The sequence below is a fragment of the Photorhabdus heterorhabditis genome, from assembly GCF_001280945.1.
Classification (GTDB): Bacteria; Pseudomonadota; Gammaproteobacteria; order Enterobacterales; family Enterobacteriaceae; genus Photorhabdus; species Photorhabdus heterorhabditis.
Window position 1 is genome coordinate 22,849 of the sequence record NZ_LJCS01000008.1, and the last position, 15,867, is coordinate 38,715.

General features: G+C 44.7%; 16 protein-coding genes. All 16 read right to left on the bottom strand.

Annotation, left to right across the window (positions count from 1 at the left end; translation table 11 throughout):
- Position 1: 1 nt before the first annotated feature.
- The gene (gene lipA, locus AM629_RS04915) at positions 2 to 967 is read right to left on the bottom strand and encodes a lipoyl synthase (RefSeq protein WP_054476686.1); all 966 of its coding nucleotides are present in this window, start codon (positions 965 to 967) and stop codon (positions 2 to 4) included.
- Positions 968 to 1,076: 109 nt separating this feature from the next.
- Entirely contained in the window at positions 1,077 to 1,718 is a 642-nt protein-coding gene (gene lipB / locus AM629_RS04920; protein ID WP_054476688.1) for a lipoyl(octanoyl) transferase LipB, read from the bottom strand.
- A gap of 132 nt (positions 1,719 to 1,850) precedes the next feature.
- The gene (gene ybeD, locus AM629_RS04925; protein WP_054476689.1) at positions 1,851 to 2,114 is read right to left on the bottom strand and encodes a DUF493 family protein YbeD; all 264 of its coding nucleotides are present in this window, start codon (positions 2,112 to 2,114) and stop codon (positions 1,851 to 1,853) included.
- A 142-nt stretch (positions 2,115 to 2,256) separates the two neighbouring features.
- Positions 2,257 to 3,468, bottom strand: coding sequence for a D-alanyl-D-alanine carboxypeptidase DacA (dacA, locus tag AM629_RS04930; RefSeq protein ID WP_054476692.1), 1,212 nt, complete (start codon positions 3,466 to 3,468; stop codon positions 2,257 to 2,259).
- A gap of 163 nt (positions 3,469 to 3,631) precedes the next feature.
- Positions 3,632 to 4,642, bottom strand: a complete 1,011-nt coding sequence (gene rlpA, locus AM629_RS04935; RefSeq protein ID WP_054476694.1) for an endolytic peptidoglycan transglycosylase RlpA — start codon at positions 4,640 to 4,642, stop codon at positions 3,632 to 3,634.
- 13 nt (positions 4,643 to 4,655) lie between these two features.
- Positions 4,656 to 5,768: a peptidoglycan glycosyltransferase MrdB gene (gene mrdB, locus AM629_RS04940; protein ID WP_054476696.1), complete on the bottom strand. Its 1,113-nt coding sequence runs from the start codon at positions 5,766 to 5,768 to the stop codon at positions 4,656 to 4,658.
- Between the two features lie 8 nt (positions 5,769 to 5,776).
- The gene (gene mrdA, locus AM629_RS04945) at positions 5,777 to 7,672 is read right to left on the bottom strand and encodes a peptidoglycan DD-transpeptidase MrdA (RefSeq protein ID WP_054476698.1); all 1,896 of its coding nucleotides are present in this window, start codon (positions 7,670 to 7,672) and stop codon (positions 5,777 to 5,779) included.
- 39 nt (positions 7,673 to 7,711) lie between these two features.
- The gene (gene rlmH, locus AM629_RS04950) at positions 7,712 to 8,182 is read right to left on the bottom strand and encodes a 23S rRNA (pseudouridine(1915)-N(3))-methyltransferase RlmH (RefSeq protein ID WP_054476700.1); all 471 of its coding nucleotides are present in this window, start codon (positions 8,180 to 8,182) and stop codon (positions 7,712 to 7,714) included.
- A 2-nt stretch (positions 8,183 to 8,184) separates the two neighbouring features.
- On the bottom strand, positions 8,185 to 8,511 hold the full coding sequence (gene rsfS / locus AM629_RS04955; RefSeq protein ID WP_072161812.1) for a ribosome silencing factor: 327 nt from the start codon (positions 8,509 to 8,511) through the stop codon (positions 8,185 to 8,187).
- A 97-nt stretch (positions 8,512 to 8,608) separates the two neighbouring features.
- Positions 8,609 to 9,286: a nicotinate-nucleotide adenylyltransferase gene (gene nadD / locus AM629_RS04960; protein WP_054476704.1), complete on the bottom strand. Its 678-nt coding sequence runs from the start codon at positions 9,284 to 9,286 to the stop codon at positions 8,609 to 8,611.
- The gene (gene holA / locus AM629_RS04965; RefSeq protein ID WP_054476705.1) at positions 9,270 to 10,310 is read right to left on the bottom strand and encodes a DNA polymerase III subunit delta; all 1,041 of its coding nucleotides are present in this window, start codon (positions 10,308 to 10,310) and stop codon (positions 9,270 to 9,272) included. The genes nadD and holA overlap by 17 nt, the downstream gene beginning before the upstream one ends.
- Positions 10,307 to 10,855, bottom strand: coding sequence for an LPS assembly lipoprotein LptE (lptE, locus tag AM629_RS04970; RefSeq protein WP_188093340.1), 549 nt, complete (start codon positions 10,853 to 10,855; stop codon positions 10,307 to 10,309). Before lptE ends, holA begins: the two co-directional genes overlap by 4 nt.
- Before the next feature lie 13 nt (positions 10,856 to 10,868).
- Positions 10,869 to 13,451, bottom strand: coding sequence for a leucine--tRNA ligase (gene leuS, locus AM629_RS04975; RefSeq protein WP_054476710.1), 2,583 nt, complete (start codon positions 13,449 to 13,451; stop codon positions 10,869 to 10,871).
- A gap of 162 nt (positions 13,452 to 13,613) precedes the next feature.
- Complete coding sequence (locus AM629_RS04980; protein ID WP_054476712.1) at positions 13,614 to 14,339, bottom strand: amino acid ABC transporter ATP-binding protein; 726 nt, start codon at positions 14,337 to 14,339, stop codon at positions 13,614 to 13,616.
- Positions 14,339 to 15,013: a glutamate/aspartate ABC transporter permease GltK gene (gltK, locus tag AM629_RS04985; RefSeq protein WP_054476714.1), complete on the bottom strand. Its 675-nt coding sequence runs from the start codon at positions 15,011 to 15,013 to the stop codon at positions 14,339 to 14,341. Before gltK ends, AM629_RS04980 begins: the two co-directional genes overlap by 1 nt.
- Positions 15,014 to 15,754, bottom strand: a complete 741-nt coding sequence (locus tag AM629_RS04990; RefSeq protein ID WP_054476715.1) for an amino acid ABC transporter permease — start codon at positions 15,752 to 15,754, stop codon at positions 15,014 to 15,016. It lies immediately after the preceding gene.
- Positions 15,755 to 15,867 lie beyond the last annotated feature (113 nt).

Sequence of the window (15,867 nt, forward strand, 5' to 3'; positions counted from 1 at the left end):
ATTATTTAACTTCTTCACCCTTGGCTTGCAAATCAGCATGATAAGAAGAACGGACAAATGGCCCACAAGCAGCATGGGTGAATCCCATTGCCAGAGCTTCTTCTTTCATTTCATCAAATTCTTGTGGGCTGACGTAGCGCTGTACCGGCAAATGGTGGCGGCTGGGTTGCAGATATTGGCCTAGAGTTAGCATGGTGACTCCATGGCGGCGCAGATCACGCATGACATCAAGAATTTCTTCGTTAGTTTCACCGAGACCTACCATCAGACCCGATTTTGTTGGGATATGAGGATGGGCTTCTTTGAACTTTTCAAGTAATTTTAGTGACCACTCATAGTTCGCGCCGGGGCGTACTTGACGGTAAACCCGTGGTACGTTTTCCAGATTATGATTAAAAACGTCTGGTGGTGTTGCTGTCAGTATTTCAAGTGCACGATCCATACGCCCACGGAAATCAGGAACCAGAGTTTCAATTTTAATGGATGGATTTTTTTCACGGATAGCAGAAATACAGTCAGCAAAGTGTTGAGCACCGCCATCACGCAGATCATCACGGTCAACAGAGGTGATGACCACATAGCGCAGGGCCATATCTTTAATGGTTTGTGCCAGTTTTACCGGTTCGTTGGCATCAGGAGCTGTTGGACGGCCATGGGCAACATCACAGAAAGGGCAACGACGGGTACAAATTGCGCCAAGGATCATAAAAGTCGCTGTTCCGTGATTGAAACATTCAGCCAGGTTAGGGCAGGAAGCTTCTTCACAAACGGAATGCAGGCCATTCTTGCGCATAGCAGATTTGATACCCTGAATGCGGCTGGAATCCGCAGGAAGTTTGATTTTCATCCACTCAGGTTTACGCAAGATTTCTGTGCGTTCGGTAATCACTGTTTTGACAGGGATCAGCGCCATTTTGTCTGCGTCGCGGTACTTAATTCCGCGTTCCATCTGAATTGGTTTACTCATAGTCGTGCTGGTTCCAGTGTTAAATTCATCAGGTTGAGATTTATCTTCAGCCCACTGTGTGATAAATCCATTAAAAAATTTTGAAAAATATTAAAAAATTATAGCATCTTTAACTATTCAGTTTAAATCCTAACTGTTGGCAGAAGGTTTCTACCAAGATAGGTTGTACTTGCTCAATAGTAATTCCAGGGACTAATTCACTGAGTTGAGTCATTTTCATGCCAGCATAGCCACAAGGATTAATTCGTAGAAATGGTTCTAAATCCATTGCAATATTGAGTGCCAGACCGTGGAAAGAACAGCCTTGGCGTATTCGTAATCCGAGGGAGCAAATTTTGGCTTCATTGACATAAACACCAGGAGCATCTGGTCGGGCATAGGATTCCACACCAAAGTGAGCAAGTGTTTTAACGACAGTATCTTCTATCGCTGTAACCAATTGCCGTACACCAATTTTGGCGCGCTTGATGTCAATCATGACATACATAACCTGTTGACCAGGACCATGATAGGTGACTTGTCCACCACGATCGGATTGGATAATCGGAATATCACCGAGAGATAACACATGCTCTGCTTTACCTGCTTGTCCCTGAGTAAATACTTTTGGGTGCTGTACCAGCCAGATTTCATCGGGTGTACTAATATCTCGCTGCTCAGTAAACAAGTGCATTGCATCAGAAATCGGCTCGTAGGGTTGTATTCCTAATTGGCGTAAGAAAATCGTTTTATGTTGCAATTGAAACTTCATTTGGTAGCTATAAGATTTAGCCAGTATAACCCTCAGAAGAGATTCTCACCAGTTTAGTACACTTGAAATGGTGCTGTTTCTGATAGATAAACAATCCCCCTGAGAAATTACAGGGGATTGTTTTAGTTCATGTTACAACACCACTCGTACCAGTTTAAGGTTACCTAACTCTTCATACAGAGTTTCTATTTGTTCAATGTGAGTAGCATTAATAGTAATGGATACTGAGTGGTAGTTGCCTTTGCTGCTTGGCTTCACTTGTGGAGAGTAATCGCCCGGCGCATGGCGTTGAACCACTTCAACGACCTGATTGACTAACTCAGGCTCAGCTAAACCCATTACTTTGTAGGTAAATGAGCAAGGGAACTCAAGCAGTTCATTTAATTTTGTTTTCATGGGCGCTCCTGTTTTACTTTCCGCAATACGTCTGGTCAGTCTTTTCTATAAAATTTGATATTTTCCCCGTTTACATCAACGGGGGTACTTATTATGGTCAGGCTGTAGCTTGACTCGTTTCGGTAGGTCCCTGCTTTAACTATTAACCAAACCAGTGATGGAACAGCAGTTTGATATAGTCGATAAAACGGCTGAAAATACTGCCTTCTTCCACTTCATTCATAACAACTAAAGGACGCTGTTCGACAGTCTTGCCATCAAGTTGAAAGTTGATTGTACCGACGACCTGATTTTTCGCTAGCGGGGCATGTAATTCAGTATCATTCATGACATAGCTAGCTTTCAGATCTTTCAAACGGCCTCTGGGAATAGTCAGATAAACATCTTTATCAACGCCTAGCTGAACCCTATCATTGTCCCCAAACCAGACAGGTTCAGAGGCAAATTCTGTGTCAGATTTCAGTGGCGAGACGGTTTCAAAGAAACGGAAACCCCAGGTCAGCAGTTTCTTACTTTCTGTCTCTCGGCCTTTATAAGTGTGACCGCCGAGTACCGCAGAAATCAGACGCATATCGCCTTCAGTTGCAGAAGCAACTAGGTTATAACCCGCTGCATTAGTGTGACCGGTTTTGATACCATCTACATTCAGACTTTTATCCCATAACAAACCGTTGCGGTTTATCTGACGGATATTGTTGTAGGTAAATTCTTTCTCTTTATAGATAGTATATTCTTCAGGAACATCGCGGATTAGTGCTTGACCAATCAGTGCCATATCACGGGCAGAGCTGTATTGGCCTTCTGCATCCAGGCCATGAACAGTTTTGAAATATGTATTCTGTAAGCCAAGCGATTTTACATAGCCATTCATCAGATTAACGAACGACTCTTGGCTGCCAGCAACGTAATCCGCCATTGCAACACAAGCATCATTACCGGATTGTAAGTTTATACCGCGGGATAGCATAGAAACTGAAACCTGATCTCCGGGTTTGAGGAACATCAGGGAAGAGCCTTTAAATACCGGATTACCTGTTGCCCATGCATCAGTACCAACCGTGACCATATCATTCGGCCCGATTTTGCCTGATTTGATTGTCTGACCAATAACATAACTGGTCATCATTTTTGTCAGGCTGGCAGGGTCACGGCGAGAGTCTGCATTCATTTCAGCCAGAACTTTGCCTGAGTTGTAGTCGATAAGAATATAAGCTTCAGCATCGATCTGAGGCACACCCGGGATCATCGTTTTCAGGTTTATATCATTCCCATTGGCAAAGGCAGAAACGTTCATTGCCAGCGCAATACTCAAGGTGGCGCTTTTTATAAGACGAGAAGTGGTTGTGTATTTCATGGTCGGTTGGACAACATCCGTGAGAATAAGGTTGATATCGGGTCATATCATAGCAAATGAAGAAAAATACTAACATTGGCAAATTTTGACAGGCCGCCGGTTTACGTTTTTTTACCTTGCTTGCTGATATCTAAGCAAAACCCAGATATCAGCGAGAGGAAAGCTAAGGACTGACGATAAAAGAAGATTGCTGTATCTGGTCAGCCAGTTTCTGTTGTAAATCGGTAGCGTGCTGGCGATTGCTAAATGGCCCCAATTGTACACGATAAACATTACTATATTGAGTTACGCGTCCTTGAACATTAAAGCGCTGTTCTAACGTTCGTTGCCACTCTTTTGCCCGTTGCTCACTGCTAACGGCACCAACCTGGACCATAAAACCATTTGCAGAGGAGCTTGTTGATACTGTTGCTGTTGAAGCACTGTCGGCAACCGGTTTAGGTGGTTGTAGCTTCATTGCGGGTAGTTGCTCAGTAGCTTCTGGTTGTATAGCTAATGGTTGCGTTTGTTCCTCAGGCTGATTAGTCAGAGGGCGGCTGCCAGTCTGATCTGGAACATTTCCCATTGTGGGTGTTCCTAGCTGGTTTGTTGTCAGCGTTGGTCTGCCTGGCAGGGCATAACTCTGTTTAACTATCTGGCTGCCAACAGTACCGGGGCCAGATACAGAGCCATCCTGAGCGACCTGAATAAAATCAATCTTAACGTTGGTACTTTGGGTTAGATTCAGGCGTTCAGCAGAAGCCTTCGATAGATCGATAATTCTCCCTGGTTTATAAGGACCGCGGTCATTGACTCTGACTATCATCATACGGCCATTGCTTAAGTTGGTCACGCGAACATAACTCGGGATTGGTAGTGTTGGGTGGGCGGCTGTTAGTGCATAAGGGTTAAAACGTTCACCAATTGCTGTCATTTTGCCACTGTATTCTGCACCATACCAACTGGCATAACCTGTTTCACTAAATTGGGATGGGTCTTGCACAATATGATAAATATGCCCGTTCATCTGATAATCATTATTGGCGCCAGGATGATAAGGCTCATAGCGAGGTTCTGCACCCAGAATATCCTGCGTTGGTACCGCCGGTAATGGGGAAGATTTTTGCTCGTTAGGAGCAGTACAGCCGGATAACAGAGCTGCAATCATGCCGAGTATAAGCCAGTGTTGACGCATTGAAACCTCTTCTCTATAAACTTTTAGACAATAATTTTCGGTGTGTATGAATCGACATTATAATCCCGAAACCAGCCATTAAGACGATCAAGGCTGAGCCGCCATAACTGACAAATGGTAAAGGAACGCCTACCACAGGTAGAATGCCGCTCACCATGCCGATGTTGACGAAGATATAAACAAACAGGATTAACATCAGGCTGCCAACCATGACTCGGCCAAAAGTGTTCTGTGCCCTGGTTGCGATAGCCAGCCCGCGCATAATTAATAACAAATATAATGTTAGTAACAGTAACACGCCGATTAAACCAAGTTCTTCCGAGAGTACGGCGAATATGAAGTCTGTATGGCGTTCTGGAAGAAATTCCAACTGAGATTGAGTGCCGAGTAACCAACCTTTACCTGATAGGCCACCGGAGCCTATAGCGATTTTTGATTGAATGATATGGTAACCTTTACCCAATGGATCAGTTTCTGGATCAAGTAACATCATTACCCGATCGCGTTGATATCCATGCATCAGAAAGAACCATAAGATCGGGATAAAACAGGCTAATAACAAGGCTGCAATACCGATCAGCCGCCAGCTCATCCCAGCAAGGAATAGGACAAACAGGCCGGAAAATGCGACCAGAATTGAAGTACCGAGGTCTGGTTGGGCGGCGACGAGTAAAGTTGGCAGGAAAATCAGCATTAGAGCGATAGTTGTATTTTTTAGCGATGGTGGACACAAATCGCGGTTCATAAAACGGGCAATCATCAGTGGTACAGCGATCTTGGCAATCTCAGAAGGCTGGAAACGGATGATCCCTAGATCGAGCCAGCGCTGCGCCCCTTTACTGATCTGTCCGAACGCATCGACAAAAATCAGTAAAACGACACAAACGATATATAGATAAGGTGCCCAGCCTTCATAAACTCTTGGGGGGATTTGCGCCATAATTATCATGACAACCAGTCCGGCACCAATTTGGCTGATTCTGCGCTCCATCATCCCCATATCTTGACCACTGGCACTCCACATAACAAAAGCGCTGTATACTAGCAGTGCTAGAATGCACAGCAACAGCGGTAAGTCGATATGTAGTTTGGTCCAGAGGGGAACCTTTTTTGGGTTTTCTGTCATGGTGTTATTCAGCCATTTTCTGTTCCGGGTGGTGTTGGAGCCGCATCCGGTAATGTTGTGTTGTTATCCCCTAACAATACATGGTCGAGGATTTGGCGAACAAGGGTTCCTACTGCCGGACCTGCACCACCATTTTCTAAAATGATAGAAAGGGCTATCGTCGGGTTTTCATAAGGGGCGAAGGCAATCATTAGCTTGTGATCCCGTAAATGCTCAGCAATTTTACTGGCATTGTAAGTTTCATAGCTATAGACCTGTGCTGTTCCTGATTTGGCAGCTGCTTTATACGGCGTTCTAGTAAAACTCTTGTGACCAGTACCGTTTGGCAGGTTAGCAACACCATACATACCGCTTTTTGCCAGTTCCCAGTATCCTGAATGGATATCACCTATTTGAATATTTTCTGTTTGTTGATAAGGGATCATCTCACCTTTCAGTTTTTTACCCAGCAGCAGATGCGGTGTTTTTACGTTACCGTCATTAATTAAGGTTGTTAGCGCTTTTACCATTTGAATTGGCGTTGCTGTCCAGTATCCCTGGCCGATCCCAACAGGAATAGTGTCTCCCTGATACCAAGGTTTTTTATATTTTCTTTGTTTCCATTCACGGGTAGGCATGATACCTGTGCGTTCTTCAGACAGGTCAATGCCCGTGTATTCACCATAACCAAACTTAGTCATCCATTCAGATAGGCGGTCAATTCCCATATCATAGGCAACCTGATAGAAGAAAGTATCCGCAGATTCCACGATGGATCTATATGCATTGAGACTGCCATGTCCCCAGCGTTTCCAGTCACGGTAGCGTTTTTCTGAACCCGGTAATTGCCACCAGCCCGGATCAAAAATGGTGGTATTTTTATTGATAACGCCGGTGCTTAGTGCTGCAACGGTAATAAAAGGTTTTACCGTTGACGCAGGAGGATAGATCCCTTGAGTTGCACGATTAATAAGCGGTCGGTCAGGATTATTTAATAATTCCTGATAGTTCTTGTTGGAGATACCGTTTACGAATAGATTTGGATCATAGCTTGGATTAGATACCAGTGCTAGAATTTCCCCATTATGTGGATTACTGACAACGACGGCAGCGCGGCTGGTTGTGAGTAGTTTCTCAATATAGATCTGCAACTCAAGATCGATAGTCAGATAAATATCTTGCCCGGCTTGTGGCGGTTGTTCATGTAATTGACGTATCACACGGCCACGATTATTGACTTCGACTTCTTCATAACCGGTTTTGCCATGTAAAACAGATTCATAATAGCGTTCAATACCTAGTTTGCCGATATCATGGGTGGCGGCGTAATTGGGTAAAATACCTTCCTTGTCCAGCCGTTCTACATCTTTATCATTAATTTTAGCGACATAGCCAATGATATGAGTCAGTGCTGAACCGTAAGGGTAGAAGCGGCGTTGATAGCCTTTTATTTCGAGGCCGGGGAAACGGTACTGGTTAACAGCAAAGCGTGCTACTTGGATATGATCCAGTGAAGTTTTCAGTGGAATGGAGGTAAAGCGGCGCGATCGCTTACGTTCTTTTTCAAAGTTAGCAATATCTTCATCAGTCAGATCGATAATATTCCGTAAATCACTCAGCGTTTGCTGAAGGTTCTCGACCTTTTCAGGTATGACTTCCAACTGGTAGATTGTTCGGTTAAGCGCCAATGGTGTGCCTTTACGGTCATAAATAATACCTCGGCTTGGAGCGATTGGAACCAGTTTGATACGGTTTTCGTTTGAACGGGTTTGGTAGTCTTCGTGGCGAGTGATCTGTAAATGGTAAAGATTGGCAATCAGGATACCAGCCAGTACTAGGATGATGATAAACGCCACCAATGCGCGGCGGGCAAATAGGGCTGATTCAGCCGTATAATCACGAAAAGGGGTACGTTTATTCTTCATCCCATTGCCAGAATTCGCTTTTATCCGTTGGTAACCAAATTATTCCCGGTGATAGGGATGATTGGTGGTAATGCTCCATGCCCGGTACAGGCTTTCTGCAACTAAAACTCGTACCAAAGGATGGGGTAAGGTTAAAGGTGATAATGACCAGCTTTGTTCCGCAGCAGCTTTACATGCCGGAGCAAGACCTTCTGGCCCGCCTATCAGCAAGCTTACATCTCTACCATCTTGTTTCCAATGTTCAAGCTGTTGCGCTAGTTGAGGCGTTTCCCAACGAGAACCCGGAATGTCTAGGGTGACAATGCGGTTGCTTTTACCGACAGCGGCCAGCATTTGTTCACCTTCTTTCTCCAGAATGCGTTTAATATCCGCATTTTTACCCCGTTTCCCAGCAGGAATTTCTACCAGATCAAATGGCATATCTTTTGGGAAACGGCGTAAATAATCCGTAAAGCCGGCCTGTATCCAGTCCGGCATTTTTGTACCTACAGCGACTAATTGCAGCTTCAAACTCAGCTCCAAAGTTTTTCAAGTTCATACATACGGCGACTCTCTTCCTGCATGACATGTACGATAACTTCACCGAGGTCTACGACAATCCAATCGGATACGCCCTGTCCCTCAACGCCAAGTGGAGTCAGACCACTCGCACGACAGTCATCAACTAGATGATCTGCGACAGACATCAGATGGCGACTGGAGGTTCCGGTGCAGATAATCATGCAATCGGTAATACTGGATTTCCCATGAACATCCAGAGAAACAATATCTTGTGCTTTGGAGTCTTCAAGTTTATCAATAACAAATTGTTGGAGTTCTCTACCTTGCAAAAGGTTCATCCTTATTTTTTATCAAATTGATCAAATAGTGCCGAATAATAGCATGCCGGGCCACTTGAGAGTAAGCCAACTAAATGACTAATCGGGCCAGATTTCGCTATTGGCGATATAACCCCTGTGAATCTATATATTTTTGTACTAAAGGGGTGAGCAAATCATCACAATTTAGCCCTTGCTGGAGACGCTGGCGGATATCTGTTGCTGAGATACGCAATAGTGGTGTATCTGCCAGATAGATATAACCGTTAGGCTTGCTGTTAAGTAGGGCTGGGTCGTAGATTTGGTGTTGTGTAAGCCATTGCTGCATTTCAGCTATTGAAAGTTGGGGCTGATAACCGGGGCGGGCACAAACCAGTAAATGACAGATATTTAGTAGTTCTGGCCAACGATGCCAGGTATGTAGTGATAACAAAGAGTCCAGACCGATTATAAATGCCAGTGATTGTTTTTCACCAAGCTCCTGACGGAACGATTCCAATGTATCGATTGTGTAAGAAGGAGTGGTGCGTTCCAGTTCACGGGTATCGATTGTAAACAGTGGATGGTCCTGTGTTGCTAGTCGTACCATTGTAAGCCGCTGTTGTGCGGTGGCTTCTGGTTGTGGGCGGTGGGGGGGAACATGGTTTGGCAGCAAAATCACTCGTTTCAGGCCAATTTGATGTGCCAGTGTTTCGATGGGATGCAGATGCCCATAATGGATTGGGTCAAATGTTCCACCAAATAATGCTTGAATAACGGGTTGTACTGGACAAGTAGTATTAATGGTATGAGGCATTAAAAAAGCTCTCAGGTAATGTTTTTCCACATAACAACATGGAAAGTGTTTCTAAATCTGGCCACACAGACTGACCATAATCCTGTTTAACCCGAAGCTCCATTTGTACAAGTAGATGAATTGCTAGTTGCAAATCATGTCGAGTTAGACGTTGCAGCGCACTTGTCAATAATGGGCGGCGGTTCTGCCATACTCGATGTTGATCTAACAGAGTTTTAATGGGAGTTGTGGTGCTTTGGCGTTTTAGTGTAAGTAGCAGCTGTAGTTCACGTTGTATGGTACGCATCAGAATAACAGTTTCACAACCTTCCTGTTTTAACTGTTTCAGGATATGCCAGGCTCGTTTTGCCTTTCCTGATAATAATGAGTCTACCCAGTGATAAGGTGTGAAGTGAGCCGCGTCATTTACGGCATTTTCAACACGGTGTAGGGTCAGTTTACCATCTGGATATAGCAGGAAGAGCCGCTCAAGAGCTTGGGCCAGTGCCAGTAAGTTTCCTTCATAACAGTAGCATAATAGTTGATTGGCTGGTTCTTCCAGAGTCAGTTTCATGACCCTGGCCCGTTGTGCGATCCATTGAGGTAGACGGCTCAGTTCAGGTGTCTGACAACTGATGTAAACTCCATTTTTTCCTAATACTTTAAACCAGTTACTGTTTTCTTGGGCTTTGGTCAATTTTAAACCGCGTAGTATCAGCAGTATATCTGGGTGAAGCAATTCTGCCAGTTTTACCAGTTGTTCAGCTATTACTGTGTTAGGGCCATTTTCTGGCAGCAGTAAAGTGAGTGTTTGACGGCTGGCAAATAGGCTTAGTGACTGGCAAATACTGAATATCTCATTCCATTCGGTATGATTATCCAGGGCATAAGTGAAGTGTTCTGTGAAAGAGTGCTGTTCAGCGGCCCTGCGGATATGATCTTGGCTTTCCTGTAATAGCAGGGGGTCATTGCCCCATATCAGATAACAGTTTCGCAGCCCTTCATTGAGCTGCGAAATCAGTTGTTCGGGATAAAGTTTGATCATTGTGCTTGTGCAGTTTGCTGTCCAGCCTGTTTTTCCTTGGCTTTTTGTTCTTCTGCACTATGAACAGTCAGTAACTGGCGAACTAACTGGCGAGCAGCCTGTTCACGCATTTCCTGATTGATCATCTCGTTTTCAGCATCTTTCGCCAGTGCTTCTAACGGATTGTCGAAAAAAGAACGATCAACCCTAGATTGGAGCGGATAGACGCTACCGTCTGGCATAATAACCTGTGCATTGACATATAGGGTCAGTTGGCGCTCAGCTGCCTTACCATCCTGAAAAACAGAGACGGTGTCTTTATTTTCAGAAGAACCTATTAGTTTCAGAATAGGAACTTCGGTGCTGCCATTTTCAAGGATTGTGACGTTATTCAGACGAAGTTGCTGGCGCACAGAACGAGTCAGTGGCCCGTATGGGTCGCTGCTTGCTAATTGCAGCTTTTTGAGTTCTAGGGGTACCTGAGTGGTACCACGTAGATGAAAACCGCAGCCAGCGGTGACCAGCACCGCTAACCCCAGCAACAACGTTAAAATACGATGCCGCACATTGCCTCCTTTATTAGCCGACGACCAGATTCAGTAATTTGCCTGGTACGTAGATGACTTTACGAATAGTGACGTCTTCAAGGTATTTCGCCACACCATATTCTTTTGCAGCCATATCATGAACATATTCTTTCGTCGCATCCGCTGGCACAGTAACACGACCACGCACTTTACCGTTAACTTGAATAACGACCAATTTGGTGTCGTCAACCATGGCCTGTTCATCAGCCTGTGGCCAATTAGCCGTATCAATGTCACCTTTACCACCCAGAGCTTGCCACATAATAAAACAAGCATGAGGAGTCATTGGTGACAACATGCGGACAACTGCCAGTAAAGCTTCCTGCATCAGAGCGCGATCCTGCTCGGTTTCTTGTGGTGCGCGGGTCAGTTTATTCATCAATTCCATTACGGCAGCAATGGCGGTATTGAATGCCTGGCGGCGACCTACATCATCTGTGACTTTAGCAATGGTTTTGTGCAGATCACGGAACAGATCTTTCTGTTCTACTGTTAAGCTTGTGATATCCAGCGGTTGAGTTGCCCCTTTGCTGCTATGTTCATAAACTAGGCGCCATACACGTTTCAGGAAGCGGTTTGCCCCTTCAACACTGGATTCTTGCCATTCCAGAGTCAATTCTGGTGGCGCTGCGAACATCATAAACAGGCGAACGGTATCAGCACCATATTTTTCTACCATCAATTGTGGGTCAATGCCGTTGTTTTTGGATTTAGACATTTTGCTCATGCCGGTATAAACCAGTTCATGACCCTCTTTGTCTGTTGCCTTAATGATACGACCTTTATCATCACGTTCAGCAATGGTATCAACTGGGGATATCCAGATTTTTTCACCGTTTTTACCCGTGTAATAAAAAGCATCTGCCAGAACCATTCCCTGACATAACAGACGTTTAGCGGGTTCATTGGAATTGACCATGCCTGCATCACGCATCAGTTTGTGGAAGAAACGGAAATACATCAGGTGCATGATGGCATGTTCGATACCACCGATGTATTGGTCAACAGGTAGCCAATAATTAGCTGCTGCTGGATCGAGTAGGCCCTTATCATAATCTGGACAAGTGTAGCGAGCATAGTACCAAGAAGATTCCATAAAGGTATCGAAGGTATCTGTTTCACGCAATGCTGGTTGGCCATTGATAGTGGTTTTTGCCCATTCAGGGTCAGCTTTAATTGGGCTGGTGATGCCATTCATGGTGACATCTTCCGGCAGAATAACTGGCAGTTGATCTTCTGGAACCGGAACAACCGTGCCATCTTCCAACGTTGCCATTGGAATTGGTGCGCCCCAGTAACGTTGACGGGAGACACCCCAATCACGTAGACGATAGTTGACCTTACGCTTGCCGACTCCCATTTCTACTAGTTTATTAGCAATAGCATTGAAACCATCTTCATGATTCAGGCCGCTAAATTCACCCGAATTAAACAGGACATTCTTATCTGTCACCGGGGCTTCATGAACATTTGGTTCATTACCTTCACTGTCCAGAATAACGGCTTTCATTGGCAGGTTATATTTTGTCGCGAATTCCCAGTCGCGTTGGTCGTGGCCAGGAACTGCCATGACAGCACCGGTGCCGTATTCCATTAAGACGAAGTTTGCAACCCAGATTGCTACTTTCTCTTTGGTTAATGGATGAATGACAAACATACCGGTTGCCATGCCCTTTTTCTCCATTGTTGCCATATCTGCTTCTGCAACTTTGGTATTACGGCATTCATTAATAAAAGCAACCAGTTCAGGGTTATTTTCTGCTGCTTGTTTTGCCAGAGGATGACCTGCGGCAACTGCAACATAGGTGGCACCCAGGAATGTATCAGGACGAGTGGTGTAGACAGTCAATTTCTCCTGACTATCTGCTACTTCAAAGGTGATTTCTACACCTTCAGAGCGCCCAATCCAGTTGCGCTGCATGGTTTTGACCTGTTCAGGCCACTCTTCCAGCGTATCCAGATCGTTTAACAACTCTTCGGCATAATCAGTGATTTTGATAAACCATTGCGGGATTTCTTTACGTTCAACTTTGGTGTCGCAACGCCAGCAACAGCCATCGACCACTTGTTCATTAGCCAGAACGGTCAGATCGTGGGGGCACCAGTTAACTGCGGAGGTTTTTTTATAAACCAGACCTTTTTCATACAATTTGGTGAAGAACCACTGTTCCCAACGATAATATTCAGGGGTACAGGTAGTGACTTCACGATCCCAATCGTAGCCGAAACCCAGTGTTTTCAGCTGACTTTTCATATATTCGATGTTGGCATAGGTCCACGGGGCTGGTGCAGTGTTGTTTTTTACTGCTGCGCCTTCTGCGGGCAGGCCAAATGCATCCCAACCGATAGGTTGCAGGACATTTTTGCCAAGCATACGCTGGTAACGAGAGATAACATCGCCAATAGTGTAGTTACGTACATGGCCCATGTGTAGTCGGCCAGAAGGGTAAGGTAGCATGGACAGGCAGTAATATTTTTCTTTGCTGTTATCTTCTGTCACTTTGAAAGTTTGCTTCTCTTGCCAGTGAAGCTGAACTTGCGGCTCTATATCTTCTGGACGGTATTGTTCTTGCATGGCACCGATGATCCTATGGTGAGTAAAAAGCTACGTTTGTAGCAATCATTTAGTTGGTAAAATATGAGGTTGGCATAGCATATCTGATTTGATACATAAGCAACAGAGGGTTATTAGGGAAAATCCGGTGGCGACGGGCGCCACCACCGGGAATAATATATTTTAGTGAAGAATTTTAGCCAGAAATTCTTTGGCGCGATCTGATTTTGGATTCGCAAAGAAATCTTCTTTCTTGCTGTCTTCAACAATTTTGCCTTCATCCATAAAGATTACCCGATTGGCTACCTTACGGGCGAAGCCCATTTCGTGAGTAACAACCATCATGGTCATTCCTTCGTCTGCCAGTTTAACCATGACATCAAGCACTTCATTGATCATTTCAGGATCGAGGGCGGAAGTGGGTTCGTCGAACAGCATGGCAATCGGGTCCATACACAGTGCACGGGCGATTGCCACGCGTTGTTGCTGACCACCGGAAAGTTGTGACGGGAATTTATTAGCCTGATTGGTCAGCCCAACGCGTTCAAGTAATTTCAACCCTTTTTCTTCTGCCGCTTTCTTATCGCGGTTAAGCACTTTGATTTGAGCCAGCGTTAAATTTTCAATGATGGATAAATGCGGGAACAGCTCAAAATGCTGGAACACCATGCCGACTTTGGAGCGTAATTGCGCCAAATTGGTATTTTTATCATTGACTTTAATGTCATTAACCAGAATTTCACCCTGTTGGATGGATTCCAGACCATTAACCGTTTTTATCAGGGTGGATTTGCCGGAGCCAGATGGGCCACAGACTACAACTACTTCACCTTTTTTAACTTCAGTTGAGCAGTCAGTGAGAACCTGAAATGGGCCATACCACTTGGATACATTTTTCAGGGAGATCATCAAACAGTCCTTTTCTTCAAATAGTTAACCAGCATGGATGCGGCAAAACTAATAATAAAATAAATAACACCAGCAAACAGGATCATTTCAACTTGGGTACCATCACGCTCACCGATATTTGCCGCAGTACGGAAAAAATCCGCCAGACTGAGTACATACACCAATGAAGTGTCTTGAAATAGTACGATACCCTGCGTCAATAGTAGTGGGGTCATTGCACGGAATGCTTGAGGCAGGATAACCAGCCTCATACTTTGCATCGGCGTCATACCCAATGCCAATGCTGCCGAAGATTGCCCGCGGGAAATACTTTGAATGCCCGCACGAATAATTTCTGAATAGTAAGCGGCTTCGAAAAATGCAAACGCGACCATGGCTGAAATTAAACGAATATCTGTTTTGGGAGAAATCCCCAGAACATTCTGCACTAGACTGGGCACAATCAGATAGAACCATAACAGTACCATAACCAATGGCACAGAACGGAACAGATTGACATATAAAGTAGCAAACCAGCTCAGTGCTTTTACAGAAGAGAGCCGCATAACGGCCAGTACGGTTCCCCAGAGAATACCGACAACAATAGCAACAATCGTGATTTTTGCTGTAATAACTAAGCCTTCTAGCAGAAACGGGATACTGGGGATAATCGAACTCCAGTCAAACTCGTACATTTATTGACCTCCAATATTACCCGGTAAACGCATTTTTTTCTCAAGCAAGTGCATGGCAAGCATAATTACCAGATTGATTCCGATATAGGCCAATGTAATTGCCGTAAATGTTTCATAAGCATGTGCTGAGTAATCAAGTAACTTACCTGCCTGTGCTGCCATATCCACCAGACCAATAGTAGAGGCAATAGCGGAGTTTTTTACCAGATTCATCATTTCTGAAGTCATTGGTGGAATGATCACTCGGTAAGCATTTGGCAATAGGACATAGCGATAGGTTTGTGGCAGAGTTAACCCCATTGCCAGCCCTGCTGCTTTTTGACCACGTGGTAGTGATTGTATGGCGGCGCGGACCTGCTCACACATCCGTGCAGCGGTGAAAAGACCTAAACAGACAGTGGATGAGATGAAAAACTGGATATTAGGGTCCAGTTTGGTTTTAAACCACAGACTGAATTTTTCTGGCAGTAGTTCAGGTACAACCAGATACCAGATAAAAAATTGAACTATCAGTGGTACGTTACGAAAGAGCTCAACATAACAGGTACCTATCCCAGATAAGATTTTATTGGGAACAGTACGTAAAATGCCGAACAGTGAACCGACAATGAAAGCGATAATCCAGGCGCAGATAGACAAGGCAATTGTCACTTGAAATCCAGCTATCAACCAGCCTAGATAAGTCGTATTGCCGAAAGGGGCAGCTTGCAAAAAGACGCCCCAATTCCAATCGATTGACATAATAATACTCCCTGTGAGGATGTAGCTTGATCCCCTGAAAACGATTGATTGGCTGAGAAAAAAAAGCGAGGTAGGGAACGGCCACCTCGCACCCTGTGATGCCAATCAAATAG

What these genes read in the sequence shown, in the direction of transcription:
- lipA (WP_054476686.1), bottom strand. Translation starts at nt 967, where the DNA reads ATGAGTAAACCAATTCAGATGGAACGCGGAATTAAGTACCGCGACGCA.
- mrdA (WP_054476698.1), bottom strand. Translation starts at nt 7,672, where the DNA reads ATGAAGAATAAACGTACCCCTTTTCGTGATTATACGGCTGAATCAGCC.
- ybeD (WP_054476689.1), bottom strand. Translation starts at nt 2,114, where the DNA reads ATGAAAACAAAATTAAATGAACTGCTTGAGTTCCCTTGCTCATTTACC.
- rlpA (WP_054476694.1), bottom strand. Translation starts at nt 4,642, where the DNA reads ATGCGTCAACACTGGCTTATACTCGGCATGATTGCAGCTCTGTTATCC.
- mrdB (WP_054476696.1), bottom strand. Translation starts at nt 5,768, where the DNA reads ATGACAGAAAACCCAAAAAAGGTTCCCCTCTGGACCAAACTACATATC.
- AM629_RS04990 (WP_054476715.1), bottom strand. Translation starts at nt 15,754, where the DNA reads ATGTCAATCGATTGGAATTGGGGCGTCTTTTTGCAAGCTGCCCCTTTC.
- AM629_RS04980 (WP_054476712.1), bottom strand. Translation starts at nt 14,339, where the DNA reads ATGATCTCCCTGAAAAATGTATCCAAGTGGTATGGCCCATTTCAGGTT.
- rsfS (WP_072161812.1), bottom strand. Translation starts at nt 8,511, where the DNA reads ATGAACCTTTTGCAAGGTAGAGAACTCCAACAATTTGTTATTGATAAA.
- lipB (WP_054476688.1), bottom strand. Translation starts at nt 1,718, where the DNA reads ATGAAGTTTCAATTGCAACATAAAACGATTTTCTTACGCCAATTAGGA.
- nadD (WP_054476704.1), bottom strand. Translation starts at nt 9,286, where the DNA reads ATGCCTCATACCATTAATACTACTTGTCCAGTACAACCCGTTATTCAA.
- dacA (WP_054476692.1), bottom strand. Translation starts at nt 3,468, where the DNA reads ATGAAATACACAACCACTTCTCGTCTTATAAAAAGCGCCACCTTGAGT.
- holA (WP_054476705.1), bottom strand. Translation starts at nt 10,310, where the DNA reads ATGATCAAACTTTATCCCGAACAACTGATTTCGCAGCTCAATGAAGGG.
- leuS (WP_054476710.1), bottom strand. Translation starts at nt 13,451, where the DNA reads ATGCAAGAACAATACCGTCCAGAAGATATAGAGCCGCAAGTTCAGCTT.
- gltK (WP_054476714.1), bottom strand. Translation starts at nt 15,013, where the DNA reads ATGTACGAGTTTGACTGGAGTTCGATTATCCCCAGTATCCCGTTTCTG.